This is a genomic window from Oscillatoria salina IIICB1 (assembly GCF_020144665.1).
Classification (GTDB): Bacteria; Cyanobacteriota; Cyanobacteriia; order Cyanobacteriales; family SIO1D9; genus IIICB1.
The window spans coordinates 48,544-62,574 of record NZ_JAAHBQ010000027.1 but is presented as its reverse complement, the minus strand read 5'-3'; the positions used below and the strand labels follow the sequence as shown (position 1 = coordinate 62,574).

Genomic DNA, 14,031 nt, shown 5'->3' with positions numbered 1-14,031 from the left:
ACATTAATACTGTTATCAGAGGGGCAACTATATCTTGCGGCTTATTTCTTTTGATTCACTCAAGTTACTTCCGAGGAGAGAGTGAATTTTAAAACCGGAACTGTTACTTTTTAATTATCGATTTCACAACGTTAAAAAAACGTTTCTCAACCATGAGTATTATAGCATGGATTGTTTTAGGTTTAATTGCTGGAGCGCTCGCTAAAGCTATTTATCCTGGTCATCAAGGTGGCGGGATTCTCAGCACAATTGTGTTAGGGATTGTTGGGGCGGTTATTGGTGGTTCCCTTGCAACTCTTTTGAATACGGGAACGTTAGCAATAACGTCGGCGAGTTTAACTATTCCTGGTGTGATTTTGGCAATTATCGGAGCAATTATTGCTATTTTCATTTGGGAAAAGCTTGCTAGAAGTCGCCGAATTTAATTGATTTATTTGTCCACCATTTAGGAATTTAAGGAGTTAAAAATGGCTGCTGAAGACAGAATTAAAGCTACTGCAAAAAATCTCGAAGGTAAGGTACAAGAGGTAGTAGGAGAACTTTCGGGAAATGAAAGACAAAAAGTCGAAGGTAAGGTGAAACAAATGCAAGCGAAGGCGATGCACGAGCAAGAAAATTTGAAGGATGATGCGAAGAAATTTATCGATCGCGCTTAAGGGGATATTTTATCTCGCCAAGGCGCATTCGGCGGAGCCGTTCTCGTTTCGAGTAGACGCAAAGGAAGGTCGCTAAGGTGTTTTAGCAGAAGTTAGTTTTTGAAGGTTGATGCCCGCTTCGGCGGGTTTTCTTTTGGCTAAATTATTAGCATAAATTTGGGATTATGTCAAGGTAAATTGAGTGGCAGAAAATTAGAGAAAAGATAAGCGATCGCCCGAAGATCGTAACCGTACCGTAAACTTACGAGTGAGATATTACGGTTGAAATTGAGTTTATGGATTCTGCTGCACTTTGGCAACGTTATCAGGATTGGTTGTATTACAACGAACAACTGGAGTTTTATCTGGATTTATCCCGGATGCGCTTTGATGAAGGTTTTGTCGCGAAGATGAAGCCGATGTTTGACAAAGCGTTTGAAGAGATGGATGCTTTGGAGAGGGGCGCGATCGCCAATCCAGATGAAAATCGCATGGTTGGTCATTATTGGCTGCGTAACTCGGATTTAGCCCCAACTCCAGAGTTAAAAGAAGATATCGACAATACTCTCGAAGCAATTGAAGCTTTTACAAACAAAGTCCACAGTGGCGAGATTAAACCGCCTGGAGAAGCCAAATTTACGGATATTCTCTCGATTGGGATTGGCGGTTCGGCTTTGGGTCCGGAATTTGTCGCAGAAGCTTTAGCCCCAATTGATGCACCTTTGGCGATTCATTTTATCGATAATACCGACCCTAGCGGGATCGATCGCACAATTGCCGAAATTGGTTCTCGTCTGAATACGACTCTCGTTTTAGTAATCTCCAAATCTGGGGGAACTCCCGAAACTCGCAATGGGATGATCGAAGCAAAAGCAGTCTATGAGGCGGAAAATCTCGATTTTGCCGCCCATGCAGTGGCAATTACCGGGAAAGACAGCAAATTAGATCGAATTGCTCAAGCAGAGGGTTGGTTAGCCAGTTTTCCCATGTATGATTGGGTAGGAGGACGTACCTCGGAAATGTCAGCCGTGGGTTTAGTTCCGGCAGCATTACAAGGAATTGATATTCAAGAAATGCTGACAGGTGCGAAAATCATGGATGAGCTTACACGCGATCGCACCCTCAAAGATAATCCGGCAGCACTGTTAGCTCTTTCCTGGTATTTTGCTACTAATGGCAAAGGCGAAAAAGATATGGTAGTTTTGCCTTACAAAGATAGTTTGCTATTGTTTAGTCGCTATCTTCAGCAATTGGTAATGGAGTCTTTGGGTAAAGAAAAAGACCTCGATGGAAATATAGTTCATCAAGGTATTGCTGTCTATGGTAACAAAGGCTCAACCGACCAACACGCTTACGTTCAACAACTACGAGAAGGTGTGAATAACTTCTTTGTTACCTTTATCGAAGTTTTACAAGACCGTACCGCAAAATCTCCCGAAGTCGAAGCTGGTGTAACTTCTGGAGATTACCTCTCCGGATTGTTACAAGGAACCCGCCAAGCTTTATACGAAAATGGCAGAGATTCCCTCACCGTAACTATTCCCGAAGTTAATCCTCGTACCGTCGGCGCTTTAATTGCTTTATACGATCGCGCCGTTGGTTTGTATGGCTTCCTCGTGAATATCAACGCTTACCATCAACCCGGTGTCGAAGCAGGTAAAAAAGCTGCCGCATCTGTCTTAGCACTGCAAAATCAAATTGTCAAAGTATTGGAAAAACAAACTACGCCTTTATCTTTGTCGGAATTAGCCGCAAAAGCCGACGCGACAGCAGAAATTGAAGCAATTTACAAAATTGTCCGCCATCTTAGCGCTAATGACCGAGGCATCGTTATTTCCGGCAATTTAGCTCAACCCAGCAGTCTCAAAATCTCTAAAGCTGATTAGCCTTTATCCATTCTAGAGACGTTGCACCTAACTTCTCTAGAATGAAAACCTTTCAAATACACAACATTGCTCGTTCGTGTTATTTTCGTAACATTTTTTTATAATTCAGCTTCTAAAATCGAGATGGTAAAGATCGCTAGGATTTCGGCTATGGGACTGAGCAAAAAAATCGCAATTACCCCATTAGAATCTATCCAAGGGGGGATGACACAATTTTATACTCCCCAATCAAGTCATGAAACAATGCTAGTACAAATTCCGGGCAACACAATTGACGATCTATTCGTCCATCGGTATCAAACAGATCAATTATTAGTAGTTCGGGGCAGCTTTATTTTAGTAATCTTGCAAAATCGTCAGTACGAGTATATTTACTTAAGCGAGAACCGACCTCAAGTAGTCAAAATACCTCCCGGAGTACCTCACAGCGCCATTAATCTCAACCCAGAAAATTGTTTCCTCGTCAACGCCGTCTTACGCCACGGAACGCCTTACGCTAAAGACTATCAGCCAATTACGCCACCTTTTCCTTACGACTTAGCACTAGCGGAGAAAATCTTTGCTACTGAGGAAAACGCAACAATACCTCAACCCGCTTGATTATCCAACCAGTTATCGTGGTTAGGAGACAGCTTCATCACAAAAAAAGTCTTAATTGACAACCTGGGCTTAACATAGTGTAAGAGTAGCTGTCTAATGCAGACCAAATAACTATATATGCCCTTATTAATCCTGGTTGCCGATGATGACGCAGGAATTCGTTTAGCCATCAGCGATTATCTCGAAATGTCTGGCTACTCGGCGATTGCTGCTGAGGATGGAGAAGAAGCCCTAGCTTTGCTAGAAACTTATCATCCTCATTTACTCGTTGCCGACATTAATATGCCGCGTCTGGATGGCTATGAATTGGTGCGGCAAGTTCGCCAGCGCCCAGAATTCCGGCTGTTACCTGTCATTTTCTTGACTGAAAGAGGAAGTACCGAAGAAAGAATTCGCGGTTATCAAGTAGGCTGCGACTTATATTTACCCAAACCCTTTGAAATGAAGGAATTGGGCGCAGTCATTCGCTCTCTGTTAGAGCGATCGCAGGTGATTCAATCTGAGTTACGCTTCTCTAAGATTAACACTGACAGGAAAAAAGATCCTTCGGCACAACCAAAAACTTCATCTCCAACGACAATTCCTCTCCATTCTCTCGATCTTACTAATCGAGAGCAAGAAGTTCTCAACTTACTTACTAACGGTCTTTCTAACATAGAAATTGGAGGAGAATTACATCTTAGTCCTCGTACCATCGAGAAATATGTCAGCAGTTTACTAAGAAAAACAGACACCAATAATCGGGCAGAGTTAGTACGCTTTGCCCTCGAACATAACTTAGTAGATTGACATTTATTAGCTTAAATATTTGCCAAAATGTCAATCCTCTTTTTTGGAGGTAATCACTTCTACAGGACGTAAAATCTTATCACCAAGACTAAATCCTTTGCGCACAATTTTCGTAATCATATCTTCTTCGATCTCATTATTAATTTCGCAATCTACTACTCGACAAAGAGTGAAATCTGGTTTATTTTCTTGAAAATCTATCGCTCTTACTTCTCGACGTTCGAGAATAAGTAACAATTTTTTCTTAACAACTTCGATAGTTTTTGGTAAGCGTTTGAGAAACTGAGCATTAGGTTCGGGATTCTCTGTTAAGTAATCAAGTAAAAATTCCAAAGTATCAAATAGATCGAGTAATTCCAGAAAAAGTTCTTCATTCGCTGCTGTTGTTTGTTCCTGTTCTTGTTGTAAGGTTTGTTGTAGGGAAACTTTGTCTTTGAGCAGATTCCCTAACTCTTGCAATATTTCGTCTCGTTGAGAACTACTTAAGTAAAAAATTTGTTCGTTTTTCATTGGGGATTGGGGATTGGGGATTGGGGATTGGGGATTGGGGATTGGTATATGCTGCTACGTGCTTAACGGCTTGGTGGTAATCTTTTGATTGGATCAGCCGAAAATAAAGTTATACCCAAGTTTCGATCGGCATCAGATACTTTTTGCATTTGTGCGAGAGTTGCATCTAAACCGTCAAATTCGGGTAAAAATTCGAGAGTTGGTGCAGGTTTTTCCAACTCGGAAAAATCTTTACGCTTGAAACGCACGATCGCTGGTAAAATCGGACGTAAATAATCAGCCAATAAGCGAGATCGTGCATTCATTAAACTTTTTCTGGCTTTGGCGATCGCATCTGGAGAATATTCACGCAGTTTCATCGCCATCATAAAAGCTTTGGCAATTTCTGCTTTTGATGCTGCTGGTGTTACACCTAAAATTTCATAGGGATTTTGTACCGATCGATTTTGCTTCATCTTTAACAATAAAGTCCAAATTGACGATAAACTTGTTGAAAAGCTGGTTCGTGAGGACAAAGTTGGTAAGCCCAATTTGCTAGTTGCTGAACTGCTTCTTCTGATAAATGATTGTTTTGCGAACCATTAACTAAAATTGAAATGCAAATTTCGGCGACAATATAGGGAATTTGTTCATAATGAGATCTCGCAGCTAATTTAACAGCTTCTTCGAATTTATTTACTTTCATGAGTTGATGTAATTGTTCGGCTTCTCGCGCAAATTCCACTTTGGCGATCGCGTCGGTAATGGTAGGATGATCGGGAACTAATTTTGCTAATCCTGCTAATTCATTGAGAGCTTGAGTAGGTGTAATAATTTGATTAGTTAATTTTTGCTTAATTTGTTCTACTCTTAGTTGAGCTAAATAACTTCTCGCAGTTTCGCTTCCGGTTAAGTTACACCAAAACTGAGCAAAGTCTAAATGTTCGTAAAAATGCGAGATGATTTGACGCTGATTTTGGCAAAGTTTTTCTATTTCTGCATACCATTGAGGAGAAGCTTTAATTTCTACCTCTGCTTGTTGTAAAGGAGTTACTGCTAAACGCCAATGTTGGTTACTGAGGTGATAACATCCTTCGTAATAAGCAACTAATGATTCTGCAAATAAATTGGTGCTGTGTATGTCAAGTTCAGAAAAATTGTTGGTTTGGGTTAGCACAGAAGTTAAATTTTCCTGAAATAAATCAATTTCTGCTCGATCGTTATTAACTGGTTTAATTTGGATAGCGCGAAGAGTATCTCCTGCTAAACAAGCAGCAACTGCTAATCCCCAAGAGGAGTGTAATGCTTGTTGGATTTGGATCTCCCTAGCGGGAATGAAGCTGATATTTTTGAGTTTTTCTCGATAATTTTGATAAAAACTGGGAGTTAAAAAAAGTTCGTCTAATTTCAGTCCAAATTGAGGCGGTTTTCCCATAATTTCTAAGGAAGCTAATTCTAAGCGGTAGCGATCGCGTAATTGATAATATGTTTCTAAGTCTCGATCTTTAACTTCATCAATCGCTGTTTCTAGTAGTTGCAATAAGTTCGAGTATAAACTATCTCGATCTACTTTTGCCGCTCCTAGCCACGGGATATCATCGAGAAGAGGATTAATATAAAGATTAGCTAAATTAGAACACCAAATTGGAATTAATTTTGCTAAATATTTAGGATTAATTTGCGAGTAATAATAAGCGGCAATCATTAAGTTATGCAGAGAAATAATATCTTGTTGCTTTAACCAGTTATTTTCTGCTAATTCAACTAATTCTTGCCAAGCTAAATTCTGCCATAAATCTGTTTCAAAAGCAGGGCGAATATGTTCGTCTAAATTTCTTTGTACGATCGCACAAGTTCCGAATTGCTGCATAAATGAAAGACTGGCTGATTTGGCTTGCTCTAATTTTCTTTCCTGGACAAATTCTTGAATTTCTTTCATTGCTTGCAAGCGTTTTCGTCTGGCTAATATTTTTAGAGCTTTGCGCTCTTGTTTTACCTGACTACGATCGATAGTTTGCCATTCTAAATCGGCTTGTTGTAAATTATTTAATTGCACAAAAGCAAAGCCACGAATATAAGCTGCTCTTTCGCCATTAATACCTTGTAAATAGTCAATTACCTGCTCCCAATTGTTCATTTTAACTGCCACGATCGCAAGACGCAGATAAGCTTCTTGATATTCTGGTAAAATATTGATTGCTTCTTGATAATTGGCTTCGGCTCGTTCTAAATTACCTGCTTTTTCGGCTAATATTGCCGCACGAAAATACTTTTTCGCCTTGACAGTTTTCCTAAGTTGTGCATAGAGAATTTTGCCATCAGTGCGAGGAAATTTCGCCAAAGCAGGTTCGAGTAAGGCGATCGCCTGAGCGAATTTACCTGCCATTGCTATTTTACGCGCTGTGGTGAGTACCGCCTCAAAATTTTCCTCTGGCTGAATTTTCGCGGAGCAAGTCGCGATCGCTAAATCCAATTTTTTCGTTGCAAATAAAGTTTTTGCCTGTAAAAAATTGCTTAAAGCTTGTTTGAAAAAGCCTTGTTTTGCCTCTTCTTTTCCTTGAGTAATTAACAATTGAAATTGCTGTCGGCGATAAATTTCTTCTTGCAAACGAGCAATAGCTTCTAAATAAAGAGAATCATTAATTTGATAAGCACAATGTTGATAAAATTTCAACGCACTTGTTAATAGTTGAATAGCTAAAGGATTATTACTAGCTTGTTTTTCCAGAGAATCAGCATAAGCCGCCAAACGATCGATTTCTTCAATTTTTTGCTGCCATTCAGCTAACTGTTTACTCAGAGATTGAAGCGACGTTCCCATCGTCCAAAGATAAAATTGTCGCCGGAAAAAAGAATTGGGTGGAGACACCAAACTAATAATTTCTGAACCAACTCGCACCGCTTCGCGCAACTGTTTATTTCTTGCTAATTCTGCCATTTCCAAGGACATTTTTTTTGATTCAGCCCCTTGACAAAATAACAAAAATAAGCTGTTATTCCGAACAATTTTATTCAATTTATGCCACCCATCAACAATAACTTTCATTACTTTTTATCCTCCCAGTTACGCACTTTTTGCCAGAAAAGTTTGCTTTCCTGCCGGCATAATTTCAGTTTGATTACTCGCAGACAACCAAACTAACATTCGAGGAGAAACTGAAGGCGTTTGGGGTAAAAGTGGCATTTGTCGAGAGAAAAAAAAATTAGCAGTAAATCCTAAACTAATCCCGATAATTATTAAGAGAATAGCCAAACCAACTGCTAGCCAATTAAAACTAGTTATTTTTTTTGTATAAAAACGCCAAAAACTGCTTTTAGGAGAGTTCAAATTTTCCTCTTGAGCGGGCAATTCCATTAACATTCGGACTAACGATAAATTAGTTTCACAATTAGGACAAATATCGCCTTCAATATTCGGGCGATCGCAGACTGGACAAATTAGTTTTTCGTCGTTCATTTTTGATGTCCTCAGCGAGTCAACCCTGTAGAAATATTAACAGTAGGCAACTCCTGAGCCAAATAAGGGCGGAGAGTAGGTAGTAGCTCGCGTAAGAGTTTTTCAGATTCATAACTATTATCTTGTTCCAAGTAAGCTAAAATTTCTTCTAGCTTACCAGCCATAACTCTAGCTTGATTAGGATCGGTAATTTGCACGCGCGCGATCGCATCTTTACAGAATAAAATAGTTCTGACTTGTTCGGGAAGATTATCGGTCTCAGTTTTGGCATTTGCGGACAGTTTTTGCATTGCCACGAGATTATCAGTAGCGATCGCGTCACGCAATTGTTGTGCTGAATTTTGCAACCTCGTCTTTTGTGCGTGAGGAAGCAAAAAGTCACAGCGAGAGTTAATAAATTCAAATTCGCTGGCAAAAAACTCGGCTAAATCGTAATCTTCAGAAGCAAAAGCTTGTAATTTTCTTAGCTTCTCTTCAGCAAGCTTAAGTTGCTCTGGCTGTACTTTACCATCAAGACCGAGAATTTGATTAGCTGCGACAATTACTTCACTCGCCAGTCTGTTAGCTTCGGCAACCCCTTTATCAGTCAAGTTACCAGCTTGATTTAAATTTTGAATAATTTCTTCAACTTGCTTACAAATTTTCTCATCCAAACCCCCTCTAGAAAACAAACAACTAACTCGAATTGAAGGGTCATTTTTCAAAGTCGCCGTCGCTTGGAGATAGCCCATTTTTTCATCTAATTCCAGAGTAACCAACACCTCTGTTCCTTGAGGATAATATCGGTCCAAAGGCAGCCACATTTCGCCAATTAGCTCATCATGAGCAACAAGATCGAGAACTTCTTTCACGCGATCGGGACTAAAAAATTTAAAATGAATTAGCCTTTGTCCATTCGCTTCAGTTCTAAAAGTACGCAATTGTTTAACCGGAAGAATCGCTCCCCGTTCAATTAATTTGTATCTTGGTTCATCTACTAACTCAATACAATAATCGCGAGAAACCGTTTCCACTTTTTCCGTCAATCCCGCCGCCACAATTGCCGCCCCTTCAGCCACAGCATACAGGGGACGCGGATGAACAACCACCTTATGAGCGCCAAAAGTTTCGCGCATTTTCCGTTGTACCAGAGGAATTTGGGACGAACCCCCCACCAACAAGAAAACATCCACCATTTCCTCTGGATATTCCGAATACTTAATCGCATCCTGACAAATAGCGATCGCGCGATCCAGCAAAGGCGAAATCATCTGCTCAAACTCTTCTCGTCTCAACTCCACATCCACATAAACCGTCGCCCCAAACTCATCTAACAACGGCGTAGAAGGCAAAATATGAGCCACAGGAGCACTACTGAGTTGAATTTTGGCTTGTTCCACAGCCAACTTCAAATCCCCCTCAAAACGAACCCGTTGATAATAAGGCATTTTCGCGATCGCGCGATCGATATTCTCTAACCCTTCCTCAATCGCCACCTGCTCTTTAACAAAATCGATAATGCGATTATCCAAGTCATCGCCACCCAACCACAAATCTCCAGCCTTACCCGACTCAATAAATTGATTTCCACTGGTAGTAATAATCGAAGAATCAAAAGTGCCCCCACCAAAATCAAACACCAGAATCGTTTTCACATCATCAGCATCCGGCTTAAACCCATAAGAAATCGCCGCCGCAGTGGGTTCGGGTAAAAGTTCTGGTAGCGCCAATCCTGCCCTCGTTGCGGCGGTTTGGGTAGCGTGTCTTTGTTTATCGTTAAAATAAGCCGGAATCGTAATTACCGCTTGAGTAATCGTACTTTTTTGCCCTCTTTGGATTTGGAAATTTTGGGCATTTTCCACAACCTTCTTAATAATTGCCGCCGAAATATCTTCCGGTTGATACTCCTTACCTCCCAGCCACACCGAAATACTATTGTCTGTTCCCTGAGTCGATTTCGTCACCTTGTACAAATAACGAGAATGGTGTTCTTGCACCACCGGATCGCTAAAACCCCTCCCCATCAAACGTTTAATCGAAACGATCGCATTTTCCGGATCGTGTTTTAGCTGGTTATAAGCTTCTTGACCAACTACTTGTTGACCACAATCATCTCCCCCAAGACCAAGGCTAGTAGCTCCCACCACCGAACGAGTTAACTTCCGCTCCGGCGGCGTATTATCATCAGCAGTCACCACCTCAACTTCAGCAAACTTAAACGCCGCCACCGAATTTGTGGTTCCGAGGTCAATTCCGACTACATTTCCCATTTTTTTTCCTAATCTCCCTCAGTACGAGCTTAGTCTCCAAACCTCTGCCGCTTATTTGCTCTCAATTTGCTCTTGAACGACATAATCCAAAAGACCTTGACAAGCATCCAAAAGTAAATCAATTACGCGATCGAAACCTTGAGAACCGCCATAATAGGGATCGGGAACATCGCGATCGCCGCTTGCGGCGCTGGCGCTACCGCGCCAATCGCTATGCTCAGAAGCAAAATCACACATCAGTCGTACCTTATCTTGATATTTTCCTAAGCGATCCAACTCGAGAATATCCGCATAGTTTTCTCGATCCATCGCCAAAATTAAATCAAACTCAGCAAAATCAGACACATCAAACTGTCTAGCGCGACCTCGAAGTTCAATTCCCCGCTTTTTAGCCGCAGCCCTCATGCGTGAATCCGGAGGAGAACCCAGGTGATAACTAGAGGTTCCAGCAGAATCACAAACAATACTATCGCTCAAATCAGCTTGCTTTATCAGGTGATTCATAATATTCTCTGCTGATGGCGAGCGACAAATGTTACCTAAGCAAACAAAAAGTAATTTGTAAGGCATTGATTTTCGATCTAGGTTGTACTCAGTTCAGGCGAGCGAATCATTTGGATAGGGGTGGATCGTTCAGATCGCCCCTACTGTACCGCGATCGCGATCTGGACGCTGAGGATCGGTTACTCTTGAAGGTCGATCCTACCGATAATCTAGGTACAGTTGCACGCCATGTATCAGTTTCGCTCATTAATTTACCTTCTAGTTGGCTCTTGTGGAAAACAATCTAGTTGAGTTGCAAGGAAAAAATTGGCGAGATCCTGTGAGGGCGCGCTAAACCTAGCTTAATCGCTCGGTAAAAAGCGCGGGTGCGATTGTGGTGCGATCTACCACTGAAGATAAAAAGATGAGGAAAATACTTGATGTTTAAATCTCGGCGTAGTCCTTATTACAGCAAACGAAGGAGGCAAAGTCTTTCACCCCTTTGGATAATACTTTCAATTCCTTTGTCATTAATTATTTTGGAGCTACTGACCAGGATTTTTGTCGGAATTGCAGGAAAAGGTCAACAGTTGGCAGAATATCAAGGAGTGCCACCGATTGTTAGTGCTTATCGCTTGCAGTTTCTCTCGGAAAATAATCAACCCTACGACGGTCTTGCTTGGGAGGGAAATTTAATCGCTCGTCAGCATTTAGCTGGAGGTTATCAACTAGCAGGAGAACAAACCAGTGATTTTTGGTCAATTAACGAACAAGGTTTCCGAGACGAAGAACCTGTTCCTCTGGAAAAACCCCAAGGTGAAATGCGAATTTTTCTTTTGGGTGGTTCAACTGCTTTCGGTCAATGGAATCGAAGCAATCAGGTAACGATCGCCCACAAGCTCGAACAGCGACTGAATGAAAGAGTAGCTCAACAAAGGCGATCGCCAGAAAAATACCGTCCTGATGCACTTCCTTTTTATCGACCCGAACGAGTTAAAGCTTTGGCAAAACCCCCCAAAATTCGCGAAGGTAAGTATCGGGTGATTAATGCCGCCGTTCCTGGCTATACTTCAGGCAATGAATTGGCTCAATTAGCACTGCAAATCTTACCTTATCAGCCGGATCTAATTATTGTTTTGAACGGCTATGGCGATTTGATGCTACCCAGCAGCGAAGCGGAAACAGAAATTCCTAAACTGGAAGATTTTCTCAACAATGCTCCGGGACATTTCTGGGCTTACTTAACTCAGCCTTTCCAAAACTGGCTTCGAGATACCTACTTGGTTAAATCGGTACAACATTGGGTGTTGAACCCCGAACCTTCACTCGCACAAATGAGCTTAGTTGTGACAGAAGACATGAAATCTCTAGCCGAACATCTACCCGCCGATGAAACTGAATTAGAGCGTCGAGTCGCACGCTACTTTAACCATCAAAAACAAATGGTGCGTCTCTCAGCCGGAGCAGGAATTCCTTTCGTTGTCGCAGTGCAACCGGAAATTACTGGTCGTCCCAGCGACCAACTTTTGCCCTCAGAGGAGGAGATTATTCAACAATTAAGCCCCGATTACATTCAGAGGGTCAAACAAGGTTACAGCCAGTTAATCGAAACTAGCGAGATCCTCGAAAAAGCTTTTCCCAATAATGTCAAAACGATGAATTTGTACAATCTCTATGAAGATTTTCCCAATCTAGCTTTTACAGATACAGTTCACCTGAGCGAGGAAGCCAATCAGGAAATGGCTAAGAGCCTTTACTATACAGTGACAGCTTTACCCAAAATGCAGGTTATTCCCGATAATCTGTAAACGATCGAAAAATCCCCGATAATACCGTTTTTGAGATTATCAGGGATTTTTCTTGACTGGGAGGTAAAGTTACATACCCGGAATATTCAAACCACTAGTGAGTTCTTCCATACGGCTACGCATGGTTTCTGTCGATTTATCATAAGCGTCTTTCATCGCCAGAGTCACCAATTGAGAAAGAGATTCTGCTCCTTGGGCGATCGCGTCAGGAGATATTTCCACCCGACGAGGTTCTTGGTTCCCACTAACTACTACTTTGACCAGTCCATCGGGGCTTTGTCCTTCAATTTCCATTTGCTCCAATTCTTGTTGGAGTTGTTGCGCCCCTTGTTGAACTTGTTGCGCTTTTTTAAATGCTTCGGTAAGTTCTTTCATTTTCCCCAAACCGAAACCGAATCCTTTTCCTTCACTCATATCTAAAATTAATTAACTGTGTTTAACTTGAATGCGTATTTAGGCGCTGATGTTTAAGCGAAAGTCTTGCTCGCTTGTTGCCAATGGGCAGCATACTCCCAAACTGAGAGTCTCGACTTTAACCATCTAGTATTAAACGCCCAGCGTTTAACAGTGGAAGTACGTCAATTAAAACTCACCTATTAGTCTAACCTCTGGCTTCAAAGTTAGAGACCAATGATGTTCTACTTGCTCCTGAACGTGACGAATTACCTTAAAAATATCGTCAGCTTTCGCATTGCCACAGTTAAGGATAAAGTTAGCATGGCGGTGAGAGACTTGAGCGCCTCCGATTTGATAGCCTTTCAATCCAGTTTGTTCGATTAACCATCCCGCAGTACGTTCTTGGGGATTGCGGAAGACGCTACCGCAACTTGGCAAGTGATAAGGTTGAGAGCTTTTACGCTGCCTCAAGTTTTGGTTAGTAGTTGCCATCACTTCTGCTTTGGTTGACCCTGGAGTTAGTTGGAACCTTGCCTGAGTAACTAAACGCCGGGATTTTTGCAAAATAGAAGTGCGATAGCTATATTGCAAATCTTCTTTAGTCAACTGTTCGATCGTGCCATCAGCCGAAATCGCTTCAGCCTTAACCAAAATATCGGCGATGCAACTGGTATGCGCTCCTGCATTCATTACTACTGCACCACCCACTGTACCCGGAATACCTACAGCCCATTCTAGTCCTTGCCAACCACGTTTAGCTGCTTGCCAAGCGAGACGGGCGATCGGTTCGCCAGCACCAGCAGTTACTTGACCTGTTTCGGGGTCAAAATCGTAATGGCGGTAATGACGGGTACTAAGGACTAAACCAGGTATACCGCGATCGCTGACTAACAAGTTTGAACCTGCTCCTAATAAAGTTAAGGGTAAATTTTGGGCTTGCGCCCATTCAAAACTTGCTTGCAGTTGTTCGCTGTTACGAGGGGCTACATACCACTCGGCGGGTCCTCCAACACGAAATGAGGTCAGGTTTGCCAACGAAATATCGGGTAGTATTTGGCAGTTGCTCCCAGGTAAATAAATTGGATTTCGCTGAATTTTCGCTGGCACTGATAAGACATTTTTCGTTACGCTGGGAGGGTCCAAGGAAAGTGTCATAGGAAGTCTGAGGTTTTAAGTTTTTAGTCTGAAGCAAGTTTGAAGTCTGAAGTAACCCAAAAATTTGTCGATTTTTGGCGACAA

General features: G+C 41.7%; 14 protein-coding genes. 6 read left to right on the top strand and 8 right to left on the bottom strand.

Features of this window, described 5'->3' with window-relative positions:
* Positions 1–152: 152 nt before the first annotated feature.
* From G3T18_RS10060 to G3T18_RS10040, 5 genes are all read left to right on the top strand, one after another.
* Positions 153–425, top strand: coding sequence for a GlsB/YeaQ/YmgE family stress response membrane protein (locus tag G3T18_RS10060; protein ID WP_224410419.1), 273 nt, complete (start codon positions 153–155; stop codon positions 423–425).
* Positions 426–467: 42 nt separating this feature from the next.
* Positions 468–656 carry a CsbD family protein gene (locus G3T18_RS10055; RefSeq protein WP_224410418.1) on the top strand — a complete coding sequence of 63 codons (189 nt, stop codon included), beginning with the start codon at positions 468–470 and terminating at the stop codon, positions 654–656.
* 275 nt (positions 657–931) lie between these two features.
* On the top strand, positions 932–2,521 hold the full coding sequence (locus tag G3T18_RS10050; protein ID WP_224410417.1) for a glucose-6-phosphate isomerase: 1,590 nt from the start codon (positions 932–934) through the stop codon (positions 2,519–2,521).
* A gap of 204 nt (positions 2,522–2,725) precedes the next feature.
* On the top strand, positions 2,726–3,121 hold the full coding sequence (locus G3T18_RS10045; protein ID WP_318013952.1) for a cupin domain-containing protein: 396 nt from the start codon (positions 2,726–2,728) through the stop codon (positions 3,119–3,121).
* A 117-nt stretch (positions 3,122–3,238) separates the two neighbouring features.
* Positions 3,239–3,910, top strand: a complete 672-nt coding sequence (locus G3T18_RS10040) for a response regulator transcription factor (RefSeq protein WP_224410415.1) — start codon at positions 3,239–3,241, stop codon at positions 3,908–3,910.
* Between the two features lie 30 nt (positions 3,911–3,940).
* On the opposite strand, the gene G3T18_RS10035 is transcribed toward G3T18_RS10040, so the two are convergent.
* The 6 genes from G3T18_RS10035 to G3T18_RS10010 all read right to left on the bottom strand — a co-directional run bounded on the left by G3T18_RS10035 (position 3,941) and on the right by G3T18_RS10010 (position 10,675).
* Positions 3,941–4,420 (bottom strand): nucleotide exchange factor GrpE, encoded by a 480-nt coding sequence (locus G3T18_RS10035; RefSeq protein WP_224410414.1) that lies wholly within the window; start codon positions 4,418–4,420, stop codon positions 3,941–3,943.
* Positions 4,421–4,482: 62 nt separating this feature from the next.
* On the bottom strand, positions 4,483–4,875 hold the full coding sequence (locus G3T18_RS10030; protein ID WP_224410413.1) for a J domain-containing protein: 393 nt from the start codon (positions 4,873–4,875) through the stop codon (positions 4,483–4,485).
* A 2-nt stretch (positions 4,876–4,877) separates the two neighbouring features.
* Complete coding sequence (locus G3T18_RS10025) at positions 4,878–7,445, bottom strand: tetratricopeptide repeat protein (protein WP_224410412.1); 2,568 nt, start codon at positions 7,443–7,445, stop codon at positions 4,878–4,880.
* An 18-nt stretch (positions 7,446–7,463) separates the two neighbouring features.
* Positions 7,464–7,856 (bottom strand): hypothetical protein, encoded by a 393-nt coding sequence (locus G3T18_RS10020; RefSeq protein ID WP_224410411.1) that lies wholly within the window; start codon positions 7,854–7,856, stop codon positions 7,464–7,466.
* Positions 7,857–7,867: 11 nt separating this feature from the next.
* The gene (locus G3T18_RS10015) at positions 7,868–10,105 is read right to left on the bottom strand and encodes an Hsp70 family protein (RefSeq protein ID WP_224410410.1); all 2,238 of its coding nucleotides are present in this window, start codon (positions 10,103–10,105) and stop codon (positions 7,868–7,870) included.
* Between the two features lie 51 nt (positions 10,106–10,156).
* Entirely contained in the window at positions 10,157–10,675 is a 519-nt protein-coding gene (locus tag G3T18_RS10010; RefSeq protein WP_224410409.1) for a low molecular weight protein-tyrosine-phosphatase, read from the bottom strand.
* Between the two features lie 353 nt (positions 10,676–11,028).
* On the opposite strand from G3T18_RS10010, the gene G3T18_RS10005 reads away from it, so the two are divergent.
* Positions 11,029–12,396: an SGNH/GDSL hydrolase family protein gene (locus G3T18_RS10005; RefSeq protein ID WP_224410408.1), complete on the top strand. Its 1,368-nt coding sequence runs from the start codon at positions 11,029–11,031 to the stop codon at positions 12,394–12,396.
* 69 nt (positions 12,397–12,465) lie between these two features.
* Here the strand turns inward: G3T18_RS10005 and G3T18_RS10000 are convergent, their stop codons facing one another.
* Both G3T18_RS10000 and murB read right to left on the bottom strand, forming a co-directional pair.
* On the bottom strand, positions 12,466–12,810 hold the full coding sequence (locus G3T18_RS10000; RefSeq protein WP_224410407.1) for a YbaB/EbfC family nucleoid-associated protein: 345 nt from the start codon (positions 12,808–12,810) through the stop codon (positions 12,466–12,468).
* A 168-nt stretch (positions 12,811–12,978) separates the two neighbouring features.
* Positions 12,979–13,947, bottom strand: a complete 969-nt coding sequence (gene murB, locus G3T18_RS09995; protein WP_224410406.1) for a UDP-N-acetylmuramate dehydrogenase — start codon at positions 13,945–13,947, stop codon at positions 12,979–12,981.
* Between the last annotated feature and the right edge of the window lie 84 nt (positions 13,948–14,031).

Excerpts from the sequence above, each read along its gene's own strand:
- G3T18_RS10060 (WP_224410419.1), top strand. The coding sequence starts at position 153 with ATGAGTATTATAGCATGGATTGTTTTAGGTTTAATTGCTGGAGCGCTC.
- G3T18_RS10015 (WP_224410410.1), bottom strand. The coding sequence starts at position 10,105 with ATGGGAAATGTAGTCGGAATTGACCTCGGAACCACAAATTCGGTGGCG.
- G3T18_RS10025 (WP_224410412.1), bottom strand. The coding sequence starts at position 7,445 with ATGAAAGTTATTGTTGATGGGTGGCATAAATTGAATAAAATTGTTCGG.
- G3T18_RS10055 (WP_224410418.1), top strand. The coding sequence starts at position 468 with ATGGCTGCTGAAGACAGAATTAAAGCTACTGCAAAAAATCTCGAAGGT.
- G3T18_RS10000 (WP_224410407.1), bottom strand. The coding sequence starts at position 12,810 with ATGAGTGAAGGAAAAGGATTCGGTTTCGGTTTGGGGAAAATGAAAGAA.
- G3T18_RS10035 (WP_224410414.1), bottom strand. The coding sequence starts at position 4,420 with ATGAAAAACGAACAAATTTTTTACTTAAGTAGTTCTCAACGAGACGAA.
- G3T18_RS10050 (WP_224410417.1), top strand. The coding sequence starts at position 932 with ATGGATTCTGCTGCACTTTGGCAACGTTATCAGGATTGGTTGTATTAC.
- G3T18_RS10005 (WP_224410408.1), top strand. The coding sequence starts at position 11,029 with ATGTTTAAATCTCGGCGTAGTCCTTATTACAGCAAACGAAGGAGGCAA.
- G3T18_RS10020 (WP_224410411.1), bottom strand. The coding sequence starts at position 7,856 with ATGAACGACGAAAAACTAATTTGTCCAGTCTGCGATCGCCCGAATATT.
- murB (WP_224410406.1), bottom strand. The coding sequence starts at position 13,947 with ATGACACTTTCCTTGGACCCTCCCAGCGTAACGAAAAATGTCTTATCA.
- G3T18_RS10030 (WP_224410413.1), bottom strand. The coding sequence starts at position 4,875 with ATGAAGCAAAATCGATCGGTACAAAATCCCTATGAAATTTTAGGTGTA.
- G3T18_RS10040 (WP_224410415.1), top strand. The coding sequence starts at position 3,239 with ATGCCCTTATTAATCCTGGTTGCCGATGATGACGCAGGAATTCGTTTA.
- G3T18_RS10045 (WP_318013952.1), top strand. The coding sequence starts at position 2,726 with ATGACACAATTTTATACTCCCCAATCAAGTCATGAAACAATGCTAGTA.
- G3T18_RS10010 (WP_224410409.1), bottom strand. The coding sequence starts at position 10,675 with ATGCCTTACAAATTACTTTTTGTTTGCTTAGGTAACATTTGTCGCTCG.